Below are 19,392 nucleotides of genomic sequence, written 5' to 3' on the forward strand. Positions count from 1 at the left end.
GCACAATACCTCACATCAAATCCAATTAAAAAAAATTAAAGGAAATTAAAAATTTTAACTTTGCCCTTTTATTGGTTGCTATACGTAAATGTTCAACACACTTAACCAGCTGAATTTAAAACTAGATTCATCGAATAATGGTTATGACAGTCAAAAGACTAAAATTGATATTGATAAAAACAAAAAAGGCTATGAACCTAAGCTCATAGCCTTCTTAATATCAGCATGATTAATTAACAGTGCTAACCCTTAACCTCAAGACACTAACTCAAAACACTGCCTCAAGCGTTAGTCTGCACTATCAAATAATATGCAAATTACTTAGCCAAGCACTGTTCTACAAGCGTCTGCCAGTATTTCATGCCCGGAACCAAAATATTGTCGTTAAAGTCGTAAGTTGGCTTGTGTAGCGCCACGCTACCACAACCACAACCTGCGCCGTTACCTACTAGGATGTAACAACCTGGTGCTTCACGTAGCATAAACGAGAAGTCTTCACTGATAGTGAATGGCTGACAGCTGCCGTTAACTTTATCTTCGCCAACCACTGTCTGCGCAGCGCGAACTGCGCAAGCTGTTTCAGCTGGCGTATTGATAGTTGATAAGAAGCTATTGTTAAACTTGTAAGTGTAATCCACGCCTGCAGACATACACTGACCAGCTACAACACGTTCAATCGCTTTTTCAATCTTGTGTAGTGCAATATCAGTAAAGCTACGGGTATCACCTGTGATAGTCACTTTAGTTGGGATCACGTTCACTGTACCGTTAGTGGCAAACTCAGTTACAGAGATAACTGCAGTTTCGTCAATCGCGCTTAGGTTACGCGATACGATAGTTTGAATCGCAGTCACGATTTGCGCGCCAACCACGATTGGGTCTGTACCCATGTGTGGCATAGCTGCATGGCCGCCAGTGGCTAGTACTTCGATTTCGAAGCTGCTTTCGCTTGCCATTACTGAGTGTGGGCGAGTCACAAAGTGACCAGCTTCAATACCCGGTAGGTTGTGCATTGCGTACACAGCGTCGATTTTCCAGCGAGTGAATAGACCGTCAGCGATCATCGCCTTAGCGCCTGTGCCACGCTCTTCATCTGGCTGGAAAATGAAGTAAACCGTACCGTCGAAGTTCTTAGTTTGTGCCAGCTCATGGGCTGCAGCCAGTAGCATTGCCGTGTGACCGTCGTGACCACAAGCGTGCATTGCGCCTTCATTTACTGACGCGTAATCAAAGGTGTTTTCTTCATGAATATGCAGTGCGTCCATGTCGGCACGTAGACCAATTGAACGGTCACTATCGCCACACTTCAAAATACCCACAACACCAGTGCCGCCGATGCCTGTGTGCACTTCAATACCAAACTCTTCTAGTTTGCTAGCAACAAATGCTGCTGTTTCGTGCTCTTCGGTACCAAACTCTGGGTGCTGGTGAATGTGGTGACGCCATTCAATAACTTTCTGCTCGATATTCATATACTTTTCTCTTCTAACAACAACCGGTGACTAGGTCACCGGTGATAAAAATTGATTTAATTCGCTAACTGAATGACTCAGTTACTGGCTACGACATGGCTTTGGCGCAACAGGTAATTCAGCTTCAACCTCTTCTGCTTTGGCCTTGTTTTTGTTGCCAAGCTTCATGAAGGCAATCATTGAAGTAATAACCACAGCGATTGCAATTAAGCGCATTGGTGTTACCTGCTCACCTAGTGCAAATACCGCTAGGATGAATGAAGACAGTGGCATTAGGTTTAGTGCCATACCGGTACCGTCAACACCTACACGCTCCATACCGTAGATGTAAACTAGGTAGCTCATACCTGAAATACACACACCTAAGATAACGATACAAAGAATACGTAGTGGTGAGCTGAATACGTTCAATGCAGAGCTAAAGTCAGCGCCAACAACGAACAGATACAGACCAAAACCAAGTGAAGCGAACACGAACTGGTGGAACATAGTCGCAACTGAACCGTACTTGTCTGCTAGTTTTGCACGAGCGTAAGCCATACATGCAAAGCTTGCTGCAGAGCCGAAACAGATCAAGTGACCGATGTTGAAGCCGTTAGTTTCAGACTGTGGATCCATTACTAGAATCGCCACACCTAGGAAAGCACCTAGCGCACATAGCATCTGCATAACAGTGAAACGCTCATTATGACGTAGGAAGCCCACACTCAAAATAAGAATTGGGATCAAACCTTGGATTACACCGTTTTCAGAAGCGGTAATGTAGTCCAAAGATAGGAATGATAGGAAACTGAAAGAACCTTGACCAATGATACCGCAGCAAGCAGCCCAGAAGATATCATTACGGTTTTGCCAGTTTAGTTTGAAATCGGCTTTCTTGGTCATCTTGCCAGATGCAAGACCAATGTTGAAAATCAAACCTAGTGTAATAAATGCAACAGTGTAACGTAACCAAACAAGTACTTGAGGATCCATCACCTCAAGAATTGGCGTACCAACGATCCACGGGATACCCCACAATAGACCTACGAAAATAGCAGCCAACCAACCTTTCTGTGTATTAGTCATTATTATATTTCCCAACAATTTATGTTTGGTAGTCAACAGCTTAAGCTGTTTGATTATTAAGTAGTTTGCCGTAACCTGGACACATTGCCACGTTGCCGGTTAGGTGCATTGCATGCCAGAACATTGCAGAGTTACTGCACACTACTGGGATGCCGAACTTGGCTTCGATCTCTTCGATATAATCAAGTACACGTAAGTTAGTGCATGACATAAATACTAATTCTGCTTCAGAATCTTTAAGCATCTGCTCTAGTGCTTCGAACATAGATTCTTTTGCCACTAAAGTGATGTCGGTATCGCGTTCGATACCTAATGAACCTAGGGTCACTACGTCAAAGTCTGCATCAGTTAACTGCTGGTACAGTGGGTAGTTAACGCTGGTTGGGTATGGAGAAAATACGGCAATCTTTTTCGCATTCATGTGTTTGAATGCTGCTTTTGCTGCTGTCCATGGGTTAGTCGCAGGGATGTCACCACGGTTTTGAGTCAGTAAACCGGCAACTTTTTCTTCGCCGATAATGATTGAAGCTGATGTACAGCCAAATGCCATCACATCCATTGGCAGACCCGTTGCAATCAAATCAGACGCTTCAACGATTCCGTTGGCGATTTGATCAAGTGCTTCAGGTGTCATTTCGCTTGAGTAATATACGCGGGAGCTAAATACGCCAGCTTGGGTACCGAGTAACTTTGCCCAATCCATTTCTAGACTGTGGTCAGTACTTAATTGCACTAAACCAATGTGTACGCGATTAATTCTTGGTGCCTGCTTGTGCTCAAGCGGCTGTTCAAACGATGTAAAGGCTTCAAAACTCATCATAATGAGATGCTCTTCAGTAATGATTTCCCCAGTCCCCTCCAGGGAAATCAATGGCTATTAAAATTATTTGATAATCAGTAGTTCTGGCTCAGCGCGCTTGCTTAACCATTCTGCACCGTTCTCGGTGATCACGATGTTTTCTTCGTGAACCATAGACTTACCTGGTGCGTAAACCATGCCTGGCTCTAGAGTCATAACCATGCCTGGCACTAATAGTGTGTTGTCAGTAGCTGTGTTAGATGGACGCTCAGTTAGCTCCATACCTAAGCCGTGACCTAGACGACCCACGTCGTTACCTAGTGCACCGTTAGCTTCTAGAACTTTCCACATTGCGTTGTAGATGTCAGAAGTCGTGTTGCCTGGGCGAGCGGCTTCAAAACCAGCTGTAGTTGCGTCATAAGTTGCACGGTAAGCTGCTTTAGTTTGCTCACTTGCGTGGCCAAATGCCCAGTTACGGTCGAAGTCTGAGAAGTAACCGTCACGTACCGCACCGGTATCAATGATCAATACATCGCCATCTTCGATTACGCGGTCAGTTGGCCCCATGATGATGCTGTCGTAACCGTCTTGGCCTGAACCTGCGATGATGTATGGACATTCATCGGCACCTTCCATAAGCATGTCGATACCGAACTGCTTACAGATTTCACGCTCAGTCATACCCGCTTTGGCGTAACCTGGGATCTTGTCGAAGCCAACGTTAGTGATACGACAGATTTCACGTACTTTTTCAATTTCAGCTTCAGACTTAACTTGGCGAAGCTCATGAATAGCCAGTGATACGTCAACGAATTCTTTGCTTACTAATGTAGTTAACTGTAGGTAGTTAGCGACTGGCATACGTAGATGTGATTCAATACCTAGCGTTGCGCCTACACGGCCAAAGCGTGAAGGCAGGCTGTTAAGCACGCTAGCAACGATGCTGATCCCGTCGTCTTCTGGACGTGGTGAAGCCCAAGTACGGATATCTTCAACCCAAGTACCCGCCATACCGCTAGCACCAATTTCAGGAATAACTGCGATTGGCTTGCCTTCTGCAGGTAGAATTAGGAACCAAGGGCGAGTTGGGCTGTGCCAGAACTGGGTGTGGAAGCCAGAGAAGTAACGTACGTTAGGCTCGGTAGTTAATATAATGGCGTCTACTTCTAGCTCGCGCATTTTTTGCTGAGCTTTAGTTGCACGCATTTCAAATTCAGCTGTTGTAAATCCACGCTGCAATATGCTTTTCATTTTTCTCTCCACATCCCACAAACTGGCCTATTTGCCAAAAGGTCACTAAAGTGACCGGAAATCAGTTTTAGTCAACTATCGTTAACTCGATGCGCATCATACTGTTTGCTGAATTTAAAAATGTGACACATATCTCATAGTCAAAATCTGTTAACTCAAGATCTGTCGTCAAACTGAGAATTCATGATCAAAGTCAAAAATTTTAAACCATAGTTAAATTTAACTTGCTTAAAAGCCCAAAAAAACGTCCCATAGTTACATAAAGTTGATTCAAGGCTTGAATTGTTAACTCAAAAAGTTGACAATAACGACATCTATAGTTCACAAAAGTAATCTAAAAAATGATTAAAGCAGCAGAACAGGCATACAAAACGGAATTTACAGCTAGAGATCGTCAGCTACTGCAAGGCTATTTCCATTTAGCCGAAAGCATGGCCGATCTAATAGGACCTCACTGCGAAGTGGTTATTCATTCTTTAGAAAGCTTCGAACAGTCGGTAGTAAAGATTGTTAATGGTCACCATACCGGCCGTAAAGTGGGCTCGCCCATCACAGATTTGGGCTTAAAGATGCTGCGTCTTTATGAGCAAACAGGTGAAGTGACACCAAAGAGCTACTTCAGTAACAACAAAGGTGGCGAGATGTTGAAGTCGAGCACCTGCATTATTATGGGTGAAACAGGCAAACCTATTGGTATGTTCTGCGTCAACATGAACTTGTCGCACCCGTTCCCAGAGATCATCAAGACTCTGATGCCAGATACTTCACAGCATCACAGTTTCGATATGACTGAAAACTTCAGCTCATCGGCTGGAGATGTGGTTGAGCAGGCCCTTAACCACGCGGTAATAGAGGTTGATGCCGACGACAGCGTTAATCTAAAAGGCCGTAATAAAGCTATTACTAAGGTGCTGTTTGATAATGGCATCTTTGAATTGAAAGAAGCGACGAACATAGTTGCCAATCATTTAAGTATTACCAAGCATGCGGTGTACAAGTACATCCGTGAATTTAAATCCTAATTATCAGAGATAACTAAGCTATGAAAACTGTAATCCATACTGAAAATGCTCCAGCTGCAATTGGTCCATACTCTCAAGCTCTTGCTTTCGACAAGTTAGTATTCACCTCTGGTCAGCTACCTCTAGACCCAGCAACTATGGCTTTCGTTGAAGGTGGCATTAAGGAACAAGCTTACCAATCTCTAAAGAACCTTAAAGCAGTTCTAGAACAAGCAGGCGCAGGTACTGACACTGTACTTAAGACCACTTGTTTCCTAGCTAACATGGAAGATTTCGTTGCTTTCAACGAAGTTTACACTGAAGTTTTCGGCACTGAAGCGGCTCCTGCTCGTTCATGTGTTCAAGCTGCTCGTCTACCAAAAGACGCGCTAGTAGAAGTTGAAGCGATCGCCTTCATCAAATAAGACCTTGTAAGTAAGCCTGACTGTCCGTTTGCCCATAATGAGTTGAATGGACAGCAGCCCTCCTTGTTCAAAATTTATAGTGGTTACTATGCTAAAGCTGACTCAAAATGATTTCTTTAACGGCGAGACCTCTGAGCTATTCACGGCTCAGGTCGCTGAACAAACTCGTCAATTCCACCAGCAGATCGAAGCTTACCAGCCGACTCCGCTTGTCTCTCTAGAGCAGCTAGCGGCTCGCCTAGGTGTTAAAGCTATTCTGGTGAAAGACGAATCTTACCGTTTCGGCCTAAATGCCTTCAAAGTATTGGGCGGCTCTTACGCATTAGGTAAGCAATTAGCTGAACACTTAAATGTTGATATCAGCGAAATTGATATGAAAACCGTTGCCGCTAAGCTAAGCGAGCCATTGGTATTCGCTACTGCAACTGCTGGTAACCACGGCACTGGTGTAGCTTGGGCTGCACGTGAAATGGGTCAAAAGGCTGTTGTTTACATGCCAAAAGGCTCATCTCAAGCAAGCGTGACTCGCATTCAAAACCTAGGTGCTGAGTGTATCGTTACTGATTGTAACTACGACGACACAGTACGTATTGCTAACCAAACCGCGACAGAAAACGGTTGGATGCTAGTACAAGATACCGCTTGGGAAGGTTATGACAAGATCCCAACTTGGATCTCGCAAGGCTATATGACTATGGCCGTTGAAGCACAAGAGCAAGTTGAAGCTATGGGTCTTAAGCCGACTCACCTAATGCTTCAAGCTGGTGTTGGCGCAATGGCTGGCGGGATCTTAGGTTACTTTGCTGACAAAGTTGGCGCAAACAACTTCAAGACGATTATTGCTGAGCCTGCAAAAGCAGATTGTATCTACAACTCTGGTATTAAAGGCGAAATGGTTGCCGTGACTGGCGAGCTAAACTCTATCATGGCAGGTCTTGCATGTGGTGAGCCTAACCCAGTGACATGGCCAATCCTAAAACAGTGCAGCAGCTTCTTCGCATCGGTTGAAGATCAAGTGACTGCCACTGGTATGCGTATTCTTGGTAACCCTCTAGCGGGCGACACTAAAGTTGTTAGCGGTGAGTCAGGTGCACTAAACCTAGGCCTACTATACATGCTAGCAAGTCGTGAAGAGTACAGTGAATACCGTACTCAGCTAGGTCTAAACCAAGATTCAGTTATCATGCTATTTAGCACTGAAGGTGACACTAACCCTGACCGTTACCGTCAAATCGTTTGGGAAGGCATGCTAGCAACAGCTAAATAAGTCTCTGACTTAATGCCTAAAAAGCCGCTTTAAGCGGCTTTTTTGTTATTAAAAGATAGGTTCTAGGTTCTAGGGCGTTCGCAAGCTCACTGCGAGGGCGGTGCTGCGCACCTACTAGGACGCCAACAAGTTGGCTGCTAGGAAAAGCTAAAAGCACTTCAAAAGCAGAGCGTTCCACTTTTGCCTTTTGCTTTTCCTTCTTGGCTTTTCCGTAAGCGCAGCGTTCCGTCAGTGACGCAGTCACGTTCCCTAGGCCACAGGCCGTTCGTCTTGTACCGTCTTAGCTTTTCCTAGGACCTAGAACCTAGAACCTCGTACCTTTCTAGGCTTTGTCTCTCCCTCGCAGGGCGAAGCCCGTCCTCGTCTTAGCTCTTCCTATGACCTATCTTCCTACCTTTTACATTCAATTTTTCTTACCCTATTGATAAGTAGTATTTAATTTATCAAAACAGATGCAGGCGCTATAATTTAGGGCTGGCCCGCTATTTTTTGCAGCAATAATTGATGACCTCTCAACCCCAGAACCAGCCCCAAAATAAAACTCAGCTAGCGATCTTTATTATCGCAGGTCTCATCTGCCTGTTACCTATGGTGTCATCACCTATCGCGCTGATCTTGGGTTTTACCCTTGCTAGCATTGGCTGGGCGCCCAGCCAAGTCTATCTAGGTGCTTTAACTAAAAAGCTACTCGCCTATTCTATTGTGGGTCTGGGTTTTGGCATTCAATTAGACGCTGCCGTTAGGATCAGTCTAGAGAATCTGCCACTGATCCTTGGCTCAATCATCTTCACTCTTATTCTAGGTTTTGCACTAACTCGGCTGCTTAAGATGGATCATAAAACCGGCCATCTTATCGCCTCAGGCACTGCAATTTGTGGTGGTAGCGCCATCGCCGCAGTATCGCCTGCAATTAAGGCCAATAGCGAGCAAACGGCAATCGCACTGGCCACGGTATTTATCCTTAATTCGGTGGCCCTGTTCCTGTTCCCAGCCATCGGCCATGCCCTGTCTATGAGTCAGCATGATTTCGGCGTGTGGAGCGCGATAGCCATCCACGATACCTCATCGGTAGTGGGCGCCGCGTCAGCCTATGGTAATGAAGCGCTGACCACGGCAACCACCATTAAGTTAGCGCGCGCACTATGGATCATTCCCATCGCGCTTGTTAGCGCCATGCTGTTTAAGGGCGACAACAAGAAAATGGCGATCCCCTACTTTATTGGCTTCTACTGCTTAGCCATAGCGATTGCACACTGGTTACCCGCTGGTGAAGTGGTCTACGGGGCGATATTTGAGGTATCGAAGCGCATGTTGGTCGTGTGTCTGTTCTTGATTGGTGCAGGCATTACCATTCAGAAGATGAGAGCGACTGGCCCTAAACCACTGATTTTAGGTGTGCTGCTTTGGATTGCGATTGGAAGTAGTTCACTGGCGTATATTCTGTTGTTGAACTAGCTATTAACTAGCAGCACCCTCATTTAACGATAGCAACTCTATGAAAACAGCGCCTATGAGCGCTGTTTTTTATCATTGTTTCGCCAAACCAATAAGCCAAGTAAGCAAATGAACGCAGCTAAATCGATTAAGGCACGTGTGAGCCCGCTAGTCAGTAAAGAAGCGGTAATTAACACTGCACAACACAATAATATTAACCAGTTATTCAATGTCATCTCTCCTCTTCGGCAGACTGAATATATGGCTATTATTGGTGCTTAAACTAAAAGCTGCCAATATCCTTTATTACTAATTAATAGCTTAATTAGATAAGACTAGATGATTTGCTTATAACTCTTTTACTACAACGAGTAAAAACCGCTATTTATGAACCACCGCATAGGGATCGTTATTAGCATCTTGATTCCAGTTGTACTCGGTTAAGGTTTCAATCCGCCGCGCTTCCTGCTCACCATGCAAGTGTTTAACCCAAAACAGCGCCGCATCTGTGCCGGCAGACACTCCCGATGAAGTTAAGAACTTACCATCGTATACCCAGCGCGCTTTAGGCTGCCACTGCGGATTATCGTTAAGGGATGTCACCCACTCAAAAGCCATTTTATTGGTCGTAGCTTTCCGCCCGTTAAGGACCGAGGTCATCGCCAGCAGTGCGGTACCTGTGCACACGGTAAACACGTTTTGGCTACGCGCAATCTGCTTAATTAGCCATTGGCTCATTCCTGTATCGCTCACTAATGTACGAGTGCCTAACCCACCTGGGATTAACAACAGATCGCAATCATACGTGTCCGTTGTTAAGCAATCGGCGACCACACGTGGCCCTTGGTAGCTTTTGATTATCTCCTTAGCGGCCACCAGCTTAATCTCCGCATTGTGCATATGGCCTAACATCTCTACCGGACCATGTAGATCTAAGGTTTCATAATCATCAAACACCAGCGCAAGTATGCGGTATTTCCCTTCGGTAAACGGTGTTTCAGTTGCTAATGACCGCGAGCTCGTTTTAGCCTGTATAGTCGGCGCGGTAACACCTGCGGCCAGTATCAGCGAAGCCCCTTTGATAAACTGTCTACGTTGCACTACCTGTTCTCCATCAATCTCAATATCTTGTGCCAGCTTAGTCTATAGAAAAAAAGATTAATTCAATGATAATTAAGCTAAAACAGTATCCGTTCATCAAAAATGGAGCTGGCTCAAGCTTTGGGGATAAATGAGAGAAATATTCCTCTAAATATAGAGCGATCTTAAGTGCGATTCTAGAACGGTACTGCGTACCTACGAGGACGCCAACAGGTTGGCTGCTAGGAAAAGCATAAAGCCAGCCCCGCAGAACTTCTTTGCTTTACCATCTTTGCTTTACCGCCTTTGCTTTACCGTCTTTGCTTTACCTCAAATATAGCGATACAAAAAGCGCCGAGTTGAACTCAGCGCTTGGCATATCAATAGATAAGATTTAGTAAAAAGGTGTGGGATCGATCTCTAGGCTACTTGGCGATACGCCCTTCTCGATATTCAGTGGCGATCTGAGCAGATCGACAATTTCCACTTGGGTATAGCATTTATGCTTCACAGAATAGAAACACTTCACCTTAGGATGCAGCACATCTCGCCCCTTCGCTTCCCAGACAATACCGATGCGACCATCGGAAAGCTGTACTAACGAGCCAACTGGGTAAACGCCAATACAGCGAATAAACTCGTAGACGAGCCCTTGGTCTAAATGGGTCGGAGTCAAGCCCAGTAAGATCTTAAATGCCGATGCTGGACTCATCGCCTCCTTGTAGCAGCGAGTTGCCGTTAAGGCGTCGAAGATATCGACAATGCAACTCATACGCCCATGAACGGGGATCTCTTCGCCCTTAAGACCGAGCGGATAGCCTTTACCGTCTAGCTTTTCATGGTGCATCAGGCTGATATCTTTACTGATCTGAGATAGGCCTTTAGTTTGGCCCATGATCTCAACCGCATAAGTCTGATGCAATTTAACATGCTCAAACTCTTCAGGGGTTAACTTACCGGGTTTATTCAAAACCTTACTGTCGACCTTGATCTTACCGATATCGTGTAAAATACCACCAATAGCGAGCTGCCGTAGCATATCGGCATCGAAGTTCAGATAACGGCCAAAAGTCACCAGCAAGAAAGCAACATTGATCGAGTGCTCAAGTAGGTAGGCGTCTTTAGAACGTAAAGCGGAGACACATTTGAGGGCATCGGCATCGAGCATAACAGACTCTATCATGCTGTCTGCTAACGCCTCGAACGGCTCAACCTCTACAGCCTTACCTTCAAATGTTTCGGTGAGCACTTTTTGAATAAGATCTTTAGCCTCAACAATCAGTTCTTTTGCCTGCTTCTGCGTAGTGGCACGTTCAACACTGACTTTTTTTATCACAGGTTTAGGCGCAGATACGACTCTGCCCAAACCTAACTCCGGCAACGAGCGTTCGCCATTGACCCACACATGGGTCACATTACTCTTATGCAGCCTAAGTATCGCCTCGGCACTACGAATTTGGCCAGCGCTGGCGATGTTGACTAAGCTCTTATTTTTGTCGATAGCCTCAACAAACATACCCACCTTTAATTTGGCGACAGGTATTTTTATTAAGTTGCTTGATTCAATTGAACCACCCATTATCTCTTAGGTCCCCGGATGATTAGCCTAAATTACAGTGACAATATTCAACTGTACTCTTCACAGTGCTTTTATGCTGTGACTCAGTTTACACAGAGCCACTTTTATATTTTGTGAGAAGTTGGCTATTCTATTCCGAGAGGTGTTAAATCACCATAGACAAAAGTTAATTAATCCCTGCTAATGCACAACAAACTCGCTGCAAACGCTAATAAAAACCACAAATGGTTAACGCGCGTAGTCCTAAGGTTTGATGCGAGTTTTATAACACTGGAAGCTGCTCGGCTGCCAACGACGGTACATACAGTTATAGCAAGAGCGTAGAACATTATCCGTATGTTCGTCTTCATCATCACTCAAAAATACTTGGCAACTTGCCGCCGCCTCGCGAGCGAAGAGGTGATCTTCTATGCCAAACTTGAACTGCCATAGCCCATCTACCTGAGTAAACCACTGCTGCATACCCTCTCCTATATTCCTTATCCTGTAAAAACTAGTACGGTTTTAACTGTTGCTTAGTCGCATTCAGCCAGCGACCATCTTCTTGACTCACCAACAGAGCAAACTGATGCTGAATATAGACCGCCTTTATCTTGCCCCTAAGAGTCAGTAACTGGTCGTCCGCGAGCTTTTCGCCATCAAGGCTGATCACCGCTTGCAACCCCGTACGCGTCAACACTTGTGCCACAGACAACAGCACTTCGTCTGACTCACTCTGCTGCTCGGCAAGTTTAAACTGGCCTTTTACCCTGCCATCTTGACCACTTAGACGTAAACCTAAGCCAGCCAATGCACCAATGACCCCTTGCCCCGTGCCTCCATGCTCACTCAGCTCTATCGCCAACTCTGCTGCAAGTGCGTAAGCCTGCGCCTTCGTTTTCACCTCTACTTTAGCTTGTTGGCCGAAGGCGGTTAGGCGTTTGATATCGCAATCGGAGTCGAGATCTAAGATGGCGAGCCCAGGATCCGAGGCCGCCGCCGACTCCTGCTTAAGGTGAGCAACACAGATAGCCTTGATTTCATCAAAACTCAACGCCGTTTCAACCCTAAAGCACATGGCGCTGTTGTGAGAGGTGTAAGGAATGTCAGGATGCACAAACAACTGGTGACGAGTCACGAACCGCGGGCAACTGCCATCGTTCGCTTCCCCTTGAGCTAAGGTAAGTTTCGCAGCAATCTCCTCGGCGATCTCCCCCGTCCCCTTAGTACCAATATCATCTGTATCATCAATGCATATCAACCAAGCTTTCATCTATCACCCTTAATCTGTCGTTCGTTTTATTTTGCTATTCAAATTTATTTATCGTTATCTAGCTGATTTCGATGCAGCAGGTCATGGGCATGTAGTCGCCGCAGCACACTCGGCACTAACAGCGCAGCCGCAGTAGCAAACGCCCCGCCTTGAAGAAAACTGATACCGAACTGCACGACTGCCACCTGAGCGCTCATCCCCGCCAGCAAGTTACCAATCCAGCCCTTAGCTGCCCAAGCGAAGCAGCCGACTAAGCCCAAAACAATACACTGCCAACGTAGACTAAATAATCCCGCCATCACTAACAGCGCGATATCCATTGCCAAGGCAGGCAAACCAAACTTCAATAAAATCAGCGGTCCGCCTTTACCGACACTGAGCATCATGGCGACGAGACCTGACAAGAAACCACAGGCGGTGATAGCACCGACTCGACCAACCGCTCCGTAACACACCAGATAGAAGAAGGTCATCAGGAACATGGAGTGACCACTGAGGCCAAGCTTGAGACGCATCATGCTTTTTAAAACCACCAGCAAGGTGGCGCAAAACCCAATAAATAGAGCGTCTTGCAAATCGAATGGAGATTTCATTTATCCTCTCTTGGTGTAGGCCAATGGGTTGGCTTATTAACTTTACCGAAGTGACGTAACTTGGCCGCCTTTGCCATCTGTTTCGATAGCTTTAGCAGCTGGATCAACACAGGTAGCAACACGCAATAGACAAGTTCTGGCCAGTTCTTCGGGTTTCTCAATGCCTTAGGCGTGATATTGGCGCCACGCAGGCACTGAATGGCATAAATCTCTTTGGTTTCCTGCATCATATAGGGCAACAAGCCGATGGATGCCGCAATAACGAAGGCCCACTTTGCTGGCAGTCCCCAACTCAACACCTCTCCAAGCCGCTCGGGGCTTTGTGTGCTAGACAACCACCAGCCAGGTAGCATGGCGAGAAACACTCGCAGCACCACAATCACTCCATCAAACAGCTGGGCTTCGCCGTGTAACAAATAATAGAGCGGCAGGGTGAGGGCTAGCTGCGCCGCCGCCACTTTGAGTAAAGCGGTGATCTTGTTCTTTAGGTATAAGCCATGAATGACCAATAACAGGTCGATGATGATCAGCGCGCCTAGAGCACTGGCCGGTAGAAAGAAGGCACTGCTGGATAAGACTAGGCTCAGCAACAAGGCCAAGGCGCAATATTGAGTCGCACTCAAGAGTGATCCAGAGTGTTTGTTGACGCCACGATGCGCGCCGCGTTTAGCCCACATTCGATTGCTCTATCACGCGGGCAGCGTCCCTTAACTGACCAGACTCTATTAACCAGTAGCGATCCACTTCCAAAAACGGCAGCTCTCGGTGGCTGGTCAGTAAGATAGCGCAGCCTTGAGCGCTCAACTGCTGCAGCAATTGCACCACCTTTGCCACATGCAGTTTATCCAACCCAGCAAACGGATCATCGAGCAGCAAGACCCTAGGTTGTAGGCAAACTAATGATGCCAAGGCGATGGTATGCTGCTGGCCATAGGATAACTTGTGCGGCGAACTATGGGCTAAATGGGTCATTTCTAACTTTTGTAGGATCTGCTCTGCCCGAGACAGCGGTAGCTTGAAACGCTTAAGACTAAACTGCAGCTCCGCCAGCACGCTTTGCTCAAATAACTGACGATTAGGCCGCTGCATCAGCAAGCCCAGATCTGCGCCGTAAACCCCGAGTCGTGGTCGCTTATCCAATACCGAGATAGGAAAGCTTGGGATATTGGCTTGGATCCCCGCAAGGGTTTTCAATAGGCTACTCTTACCGGTGCCGTTATCGCCCACCAAAGCCACTATCTCCCCGCTATAAAGAGATAAGGGCTCGACACAATCGAATAGCCGTTCCTGCTCGATAAAGCGGAAGTGCAGCGGTTGAATCCTGACTAGGCTCTCACCGCCATGGATACGAGCCTCAGCCTTAATCCTGATAAGGCGCTGTTTATCATCGACGGCCTTTAGCGGCTCATCTGAGCCGACTTGTAACCGACCCTCTTCTAACTGCCATAGATGGTTGACCAAACCTGCAAAGGCACGCGGATTATGCTCGACCATGACGATAGCGACACCGTCGTCAAGCAGGGAGGCCAAAACATTCTGCAATTCCCGCACACCGTTATCATCAAGCTGTGCCCAGGGTTCATCCAGCAGTAACAGTGTCGGTTTGAACACCAACTGTGCCGCCATCATCAAGCGATATTTTTGTCCCAGTGACAACACCTCAACCGGGGTATCTAGGCTGATATATAGTCCGACTCGCCTCAGTGACTGCTGCACCTTATCAATCATGAGATCGGCTGCAATACCTAAGTTCTCAAGGGCAAAGGCAATTTCAGCACCGACAGTTTGACGTAAAATCTGTACATTGGGGTCTTGCATGACTAAACCGACCAACAATGAGGGGCTACGGTATACGTCCCCCTCATAAGGCCGGGACAGCTCACCTGCCAGTAGATGCAACAGGCTAGATTTACCACAACCCGTTGGACCGTTAATGCAGTGGCATTCACCCGAATTAACCACCAAAGAGAGATCATCCAAGATCTCGCTTTGGTTCGATCCATAGCCAAAATGAATCCCTTCTAGCGCTATGAGTTTCATAATATCCCCCGACGAAACTAGATCTGCCAGTTAATGCCGACAAACACCTGACGGCCAGCCTGTGGTAAAGCTTCACTCTGGTCGTAGTTTTCGTCGAGTAGGTTAGTAGCGCGTAGATATAGCTCTAACTTATCGCCCATTAGCGGCTGCACTAAGTTAAGGTCGACCAAGGTGTAGTCCTCTAGCGACTGCTCAACTAAGACTTTGTTACCATCGACTTTCTGCTGTGCGTAGTACACTTGATCCATAATGCGCTCAACATTTAAGTTAACGCGCATTTCGAATGGCAATACATACTCAGCCTGAAAGCGTACCTGATGCTTAGGGCGGTATTCCAAGGTCTGCATCGCCTCTTCTGCACTCTTGTCTTCGGTGTCTAAGAAGCTGTAAGAGACGGTCATAGAAAGGTTGTCGAAGCTGTTATTCTCTAGCTGAATATCAACGCCCTTAAAGCCATAGCGTCCCATGTTCTGGTAAACACCATCGAGATCTTTAGCGATATAGTCTTCGGCATCGGTGTAATAACCCGCCACATTTAACTCGGTAGCGTGACCAAGCTGTTGCAGTAACCCTAGCTCATAGTGCTGAGATGTCTCAGCCTGTAACTCGGCGTTACCAGAAGATTGCGCATACAGGTTACGCATTGATGGGAAACGTACCTTACGTGCCACCCCCATGTTAATGCGCGTATCTTCTAGCGGTTGCCAGTAACCCGACAGCTGACCCGAATAGTCGTTTTCAGACTCATTAAGACGGTCTTGATCATGGAAGGCACCGCCTAGAGTCACGCCATAGCTATGACCTTGATATTGGTATTCCATGGCGGCTGTATACAGCCAAGATGAATCGTCGAAGCTGGCATCACCGTTACCACCGCCAGTTCCGCCGCCTGAACCACCGCCAGTTCCACCACCTGAACCACCGCCAGTTCCACCACCTGAACCACCGCCGCTTTCACCTCCAGTATCACCGCCGCTTCCACCACCGGTTCCGCCGCCAGTTCCGCCGCCAGTTCCGCCGCCAGTTCCGCCGCTATAAGCCGCCGCTGCATTTGGCGTTACGGAATGAGATTCCCAGCTTTGCTTCTCGGCGATCACCGCTGTGGTCAATAGCCCTGCATCATCGAAGTTAGAGATAAACTGCAAGTTACCGCCCTGAACGATAGAGCGACCATCTTGCTGAGCCTTAATCGCTTGATAGCTCTTATCTTTATATTGGCTCTCTAATACATCACTTTGGTTGTGATAACCAAAACCACGTAAGGTGAACATCTCATTGAATTTATGGGCAACACCTAACTGAAAAGTTTTAGCTTGGTAGTCATCGACACGCTCAAACTTAACGCTACCTGTACCGCGTCCATCACGGCTTGGCTTGCCCCACTCACCATCACGAAAACTCATGTTAGCCATTAGCTGAGTATTGTCGTTTATGAGGTAGCTACCTTGGGCGTAAAAGTTGTTCAAGGTCTTATCGGCATTTTCACGCACATCACCTTGCTGGTATTCGGTGTCTTTGTAGTCGCTAGACATAGGCCAGCCATCGGTCTGTTGACGCGAGTAGTTCACTAAGCCTTGCCAGTTATCACCACTGCCAGCCGCGCTAATGTCACCGTTAAAAGTGTTATCCTGTGCCGCCTCTAGACGACCAGAGATAGCAGGCGCGTTATCGCCCTGCTTAGTGATGATATTAATCACACCACCAGCACCGCCCGGGCCATAAAGCACCGATGATGGGCCGACAGAAACTTCGATAGAGGCAACTTGCGCTGTTGGAATTAAGCTTGGGTCAAACTGGCCATCTTCTGCATCGTTTGCGGGTACGCCGTTGATCAGGTAAATCACATGACGAGCCTTAAAGCCACGGATGTCGACTCGTGGTGTGCCTTGACCGCCCGTTCTAACGTAGATCCCTGGTACATTCTTAAGGATTTGATCTAGGCTCTGGGCACCCGAAGCCTTAATCTCTTCTTCATCTAGGCTCCAGTGAGTGGTTGCCGCTTCAGTCACGGAGGCTCGTTCACCATGTACCACGATCACTTCTGATACGTTGAGAATAGGGTCTCTTTCTAGATCATCTGCTTGAACCTGGTAGGCCAGAGTCATAGCCAATGCTAATGTGGATACTTTCAGCACTTTTTGTTGTTTTTTCATCGAATCTCATCATCCTAACGATATAATTTGCAGTATTTTCAAAAAGCACCGCTTATCACTCAAGTAAATAAGATCATAAAACAAACTTAGATCGACTAATTTGAACATTCAGGAAAAGAACGACAACCAGAGGCAGACAGATTGACCCACCTTTCACACTAAAGGGACAAAAGGGGGCACTGGTGTCACATATTTAAAGGCCTTTGATTTCAATAAGCAGCTATTTACTCGATCGAAATTGATTGGCTTTCTGAGCAAATCTGAAGCATGTCGATAAAATAGTCAGTGACAGTTCACACAGGCAGAGCAATCGACTTGACACTGTATGTTCAGACTATTACTTTGTGGTAAAGATTCTTATTACCAATAGTGCGTTGGGTGTATCCCGGTTAGAGGCGGCTTCCTCTAAGCAAGCCCTTATGATATTTGTGTGGAGTATTTATTGACCATCCCCTTGCTGCCTCAAGCTATTAAGTCTTTAACCGACAAAATCAAATCCTTTACTCTCCAACCAAACAGCGACCCAATTGCACAGCTGTCAGTGGTGGTTTCTCCGCTCCCAGTTATTGCTTGGTTGGCGGCGCAAACAACCTACCCGAGAGTTTATTGGAAGGGACGCGATACTGAAGAAGAGGTCGCCGCCATCGGCTGCTGTAAAGATTTTTTCTTTGGGGAAGATGTCGATGACATCGAGCTAGCAGCGCAATATCAAAAACAGCGCGCACTCACCAGCAATCAAGAGATCCGCTATTACGGTGGCGTTGCCTTCGATCGTAAAAATGAGGGCTGGCCAGAGTTTGGCAAGGCTCATTTTGTGCTACCACGCATAGAACTACGCCGCAGTGGCAATGAATATCGATTACTAGTCAATCTCAACTTTAGCGAGAACGCCTTCGCCGAAGAGATTGATAATGCTCTACTATCACTGCAGAAGTTAGACTCACCTAAGCCACTCACTCCACCTAACAAAGTGGCACTAATGGCCCGTAGCGATAGACCCGATAAATACCGCTGGAGCGAATTGGTCAATCGGGTAACCCATCCTAAGTTTATCGAAGACACCCCTAAGGTTGTGCTATCTCGACTGACTCAGCTCGAGATCAATGAAGAGGTGGACCCTTGGATGCTGCTTGCCTGCTGGCAAGGACGTAACCCAACCAGCTTTCAATTTGGTTTTCAGTTTAGCCCAGCAAGCGCCTTTATCTCCTGCACGCCGGAACGTTTATATCGTCGCCGCCAGAGGGAGTTGTTTACCGAGGCCCTTGCAGGCACAACGGTTCGTGGCCTAAACCAAGAAGAAGATAAAGCGCTGGCGCAAGCACTACTGGACGACTCCAAGAATAGCCATGAAAATCAGTTGGTAAGGCAGCATATTGTCGATGTGCTCAATCCCCTTAGCAACTATGTTGGCGCCGATGAGACACCAACAGTATTTAAACTAAGCCATATTCAGCATCTACACCGCTCTATTCGTGCCGAGCTAAAAGCTGGCGTGAGTGACTTTCAGGTTATTCAAGCACTGCACCCAACCCCAGCCGTTGGTGGCCTGCCAAAAGAGTCGGCAATGAACTTTATTCGACAGCAAGAAGGCTACGCTAGAGGCTGGTATGCTGGTGCTTGCGGATATTTCAACAAGTATGAGAGTGAATTCGCCGTTGCGATTCGTAGCGCGCTGATTGAACCTGGCCGTATCAATCTGTTTGCTGGTGCTGGCATAGTCGCAGGCTCTGAGGCCGACAAAGAGTGGACCGAGCTGGAAAACAAGCTCACCACGATTCTCTCAATACTTACCGAGTTATAATTCCTCAAAGTAAAATCAATCGCTTAATCCAGTTCGACGGCTGATCTCTATCGGTCGTCGAGATTTCCTCTTGCTCAAATAAAAATCTTCTCTATAATTTGCCGCCCCTAACACGCTTAGGGAAAACCACTTTGTTTAACTAAAAATTGTAAAATTATAGCGATATTCGCTATTGCG

At 46.8% G+C, this 19,392-nt stretch carries 18 protein-coding genes; 6 read left to right on the forward strand and 12 right to left on the reverse strand.

Features of this window, described 5'->3' with window-relative positions:
* Window positions 1-317: 317 nt before the first annotated feature.
* From K5Q92_RS21440 to K5Q92_RS21455, 4 genes are all read right to left on the reverse strand, one after another.
* Window positions 318-1,472, reverse strand: coding sequence for a M20 aminoacylase family protein (locus K5Q92_RS21440; protein WP_220770903.1), 1,155 nt, complete (start codon window positions 1,470-1,472; stop codon window positions 318-320).
* An 81-nt stretch (window positions 1,473-1,553) separates the two neighbouring features.
* Complete coding sequence (locus K5Q92_RS21445; RefSeq protein WP_220770904.1) at window positions 1,554-2,540, reverse strand: DMT family transporter; 987 nt, start codon at window positions 2,538-2,540, stop codon at window positions 1,554-1,556.
* A 40-nt stretch (window positions 2,541-2,580) separates the two neighbouring features.
* Window positions 2,581-3,360 (reverse strand): aspartate/glutamate racemase family protein, encoded by a 780-nt coding sequence (locus tag K5Q92_RS21450; RefSeq protein WP_220770905.1) that lies wholly within the window; start codon window positions 3,358-3,360, stop codon window positions 2,581-2,583.
* 63 nt (window positions 3,361-3,423) lie between these two features.
* Complete coding sequence (locus K5Q92_RS21455; RefSeq protein WP_220770906.1) at window positions 3,424-4,590, reverse strand: Xaa-Pro peptidase family protein; 1,167 nt, start codon at window positions 4,588-4,590, stop codon at window positions 3,424-3,426.
* 341 nt (window positions 4,591-4,931) lie between these two features.
* Here K5Q92_RS21455 and K5Q92_RS21460 point away from each other — a divergent pair, with 341 nt between their 5' ends.
* The 5 genes from K5Q92_RS21460 (at window position 4,932) to K5Q92_RS21480 (ending at window position 8,999) form a co-directional block, all read left to right on the forward strand.
* On the forward strand, window positions 4,932-5,612 hold the full coding sequence (locus K5Q92_RS21460) for a transcriptional regulator (protein WP_220770907.1): 681 nt from the start codon (window positions 4,932-4,934) through the stop codon (window positions 5,610-5,612).
* Between the two features lie 20 nt (window positions 5,613-5,632).
* Window positions 5,633-6,016 (forward strand): RidA family protein, encoded by a 384-nt coding sequence (locus tag K5Q92_RS21465; RefSeq protein WP_202722956.1) that lies wholly within the window; start codon window positions 5,633-5,635, stop codon window positions 6,014-6,016.
* 88 nt (window positions 6,017-6,104) lie between these two features.
* Window positions 6,105-7,283, forward strand: coding sequence for a diaminopropionate ammonia-lyase (locus tag K5Q92_RS21470; RefSeq protein ID WP_220770908.1), 1,179 nt, complete (start codon window positions 6,105-6,107; stop codon window positions 7,281-7,283).
* A 504-nt stretch (window positions 7,284-7,787) separates the two neighbouring features.
* Window positions 7,788-8,738, forward strand: coding sequence for a YeiH family protein (locus K5Q92_RS21475; RefSeq protein WP_220770909.1), 951 nt, complete (start codon window positions 7,788-7,790; stop codon window positions 8,736-8,738).
* Window positions 8,739-8,846: 108 nt separating this feature from the next.
* Window positions 8,847-8,999 carry a hypothetical protein gene (locus K5Q92_RS21480; RefSeq protein WP_220770910.1) on the forward strand — a complete coding sequence of 51 codons (153 nt, stop codon included), beginning with the start codon at window positions 8,847-8,849 and terminating at the stop codon, window positions 8,997-8,999.
* A gap of 99 nt (window positions 9,000-9,098) precedes the next feature.
* Here the strand turns inward: K5Q92_RS21480 and K5Q92_RS21485 are convergent, their stop codons facing one another.
* From K5Q92_RS21485 to K5Q92_RS21520, 8 genes are all read right to left on the reverse strand, one after another.
* The gene (locus K5Q92_RS21485; RefSeq protein ID WP_220770911.1) at window positions 9,099-9,818 is read right to left on the reverse strand and encodes a DJ-1/PfpI family protein; all 720 of its coding nucleotides are present in this window, start codon (window positions 9,816-9,818) and stop codon (window positions 9,099-9,101) included.
* A 373-nt stretch (window positions 9,819-10,191) separates the two neighbouring features.
* Window positions 10,192-11,376, reverse strand: coding sequence for an HD-GYP domain-containing protein (locus K5Q92_RS21490; RefSeq protein WP_220770912.1), 1,185 nt, complete (start codon window positions 11,374-11,376; stop codon window positions 10,192-10,194).
* Between the two features lie 243 nt (window positions 11,377-11,619).
* The gene (locus K5Q92_RS21495) at window positions 11,620-11,838 is read right to left on the reverse strand and encodes a hypothetical protein (RefSeq protein WP_220770913.1); all 219 of its coding nucleotides are present in this window, start codon (window positions 11,836-11,838) and stop codon (window positions 11,620-11,622) included.
* A gap of 31 nt (window positions 11,839-11,869) precedes the next feature.
* Complete coding sequence (locus K5Q92_RS21500) at window positions 11,870-12,628, reverse strand: DNA-binding protein (RefSeq protein ID WP_220770914.1); 759 nt, start codon at window positions 12,626-12,628, stop codon at window positions 11,870-11,872.
* 44 nt (window positions 12,629-12,672) lie between these two features.
* A complete protein-coding gene (locus tag K5Q92_RS21505; RefSeq protein WP_220770915.1) occupies window positions 12,673-13,221 on the reverse strand; it encodes a core component of ECF transporter in 549 nt (182 codons plus the stop codon).
* Window positions 13,218-13,898 (reverse strand): energy-coupling factor transporter transmembrane component T, encoded by a 681-nt coding sequence (locus K5Q92_RS21510; protein WP_220770916.1) that lies wholly within the window; start codon window positions 13,896-13,898, stop codon window positions 13,218-13,220. Before K5Q92_RS21510 ends, K5Q92_RS21505 begins: the two co-directional genes overlap by 4 nt.
* The gene (locus tag K5Q92_RS21515) at window positions 13,888-15,261 is read right to left on the reverse strand and encodes an ATP-binding cassette domain-containing protein (RefSeq protein WP_220770917.1); all 1,374 of its coding nucleotides are present in this window, start codon (window positions 15,259-15,261) and stop codon (window positions 13,888-13,890) included. The genes K5Q92_RS21510 and K5Q92_RS21515 overlap by 11 nt, the downstream gene beginning before the upstream one ends.
* A 17-nt stretch (window positions 15,262-15,278) precedes the next feature.
* Window positions 15,279-17,414 carry a TonB-dependent siderophore receptor gene (locus K5Q92_RS21520; RefSeq protein ID WP_220770918.1) on the reverse strand — a complete coding sequence of 712 codons (2,136 nt, stop codon included), beginning with the start codon at window positions 17,412-17,414 and terminating at the stop codon, window positions 15,279-15,281.
* A 442-nt stretch (window positions 17,415-17,856) separates the two neighbouring features.
* Between K5Q92_RS21520 and K5Q92_RS21525 the strand changes: the two genes are divergently transcribed.
* A complete protein-coding gene (locus K5Q92_RS21525; RefSeq protein WP_220770919.1) occupies window positions 17,857-19,215 on the forward strand; it encodes an isochorismate synthase MenF in 1,359 nt (452 codons plus the stop codon).
* The last annotated feature ends 177 nt before the right edge of the window (window positions 19,216-19,392 follow it).

It is taken from the genome of Shewanella sp. MBTL60-007, from assembly GCF_019654915.1.
Lineage (GTDB): Bacteria > Pseudomonadota > Gammaproteobacteria > Enterobacterales > Shewanellaceae > Shewanella.

What these genes read in the sequence shown, in the direction of transcription:
- K5Q92_RS21440 (WP_220770903.1), bottom strand. Translation starts at nt 1,472, where the DNA reads ATGAATATCGAGCAGAAAGTTATTGAATGGCGTCACCACATTCACCAG.
- K5Q92_RS21445 (WP_220770904.1), bottom strand. Translation starts at nt 2,540, where the DNA reads ATGACTAATACACAGAAAGGTTGGTTGGCTGCTATTTTCGTAGGTCTA.
- K5Q92_RS21450 (WP_220770905.1), bottom strand. Translation starts at nt 3,360, where the DNA reads ATGATGAGTTTTGAAGCCTTTACATCGTTTGAACAGCCGCTTGAGCAC.
- K5Q92_RS21455 (WP_220770906.1), bottom strand. Translation starts at nt 4,590, where the DNA reads ATGAAAAGCATATTGCAGCGTGGATTTACAACAGCTGAATTTGAAATG.
- K5Q92_RS21460 (WP_220770907.1), top strand. Translation starts at nt 4,932, where the DNA reads ATGATTAAAGCAGCAGAACAGGCATACAAAACGGAATTTACAGCTAGA.
- K5Q92_RS21465 (WP_202722956.1), top strand. Translation starts at nt 5,633, where the DNA reads ATGAAAACTGTAATCCATACTGAAAATGCTCCAGCTGCAATTGGTCCA.
- K5Q92_RS21470 (WP_220770908.1), top strand. Translation starts at nt 6,105, where the DNA reads ATGCTAAAGCTGACTCAAAATGATTTCTTTAACGGCGAGACCTCTGAG.
- K5Q92_RS21475 (WP_220770909.1), top strand. Translation starts at nt 7,788, where the DNA reads ATGACCTCTCAACCCCAGAACCAGCCCCAAAATAAAACTCAGCTAGCG.
- K5Q92_RS21480 (WP_220770910.1), top strand. Translation starts at nt 8,847, where the DNA reads ATGAACGCAGCTAAATCGATTAAGGCACGTGTGAGCCCGCTAGTCAGT.
- K5Q92_RS21490 (WP_220770912.1), bottom strand. Translation starts at nt 11,376, where the DNA reads ATGGGTGGTTCAATTGAATCAAGCAACTTAATAAAAATACCTGTCGCC.
- K5Q92_RS21495 (WP_220770913.1), bottom strand. Translation starts at nt 11,838, where the DNA reads ATGCAGCAGTGGTTTACTCAGGTAGATGGGCTATGGCAGTTCAAGTTT.
- K5Q92_RS21500 (WP_220770914.1), bottom strand. Translation starts at nt 12,628, where the DNA reads ATGAAAGCTTGGTTGATATGCATTGATGATACAGATGATATTGGTACT.
- K5Q92_RS21505 (WP_220770915.1), bottom strand. Translation starts at nt 13,221, where the DNA reads ATGAAATCTCCATTCGATTTGCAAGACGCTCTATTTATTGGGTTTTGC.
- K5Q92_RS21510 (WP_220770916.1), bottom strand. Translation starts at nt 13,898, where the DNA reads ATGTGGGCTAAACGCGGCGCGCATCGTGGCGTCAACAAACACTCTGGA.
- K5Q92_RS21515 (WP_220770917.1), bottom strand. Translation starts at nt 15,261, where the DNA reads ATGAAACTCATAGCGCTAGAAGGGATTCATTTTGGCTATGGATCGAAC.
- K5Q92_RS21520 (WP_220770918.1), bottom strand. Translation starts at nt 17,414, where the DNA reads ATGAAAAAACAACAAAAAGTGCTGAAAGTATCCACATTAGCATTGGCT.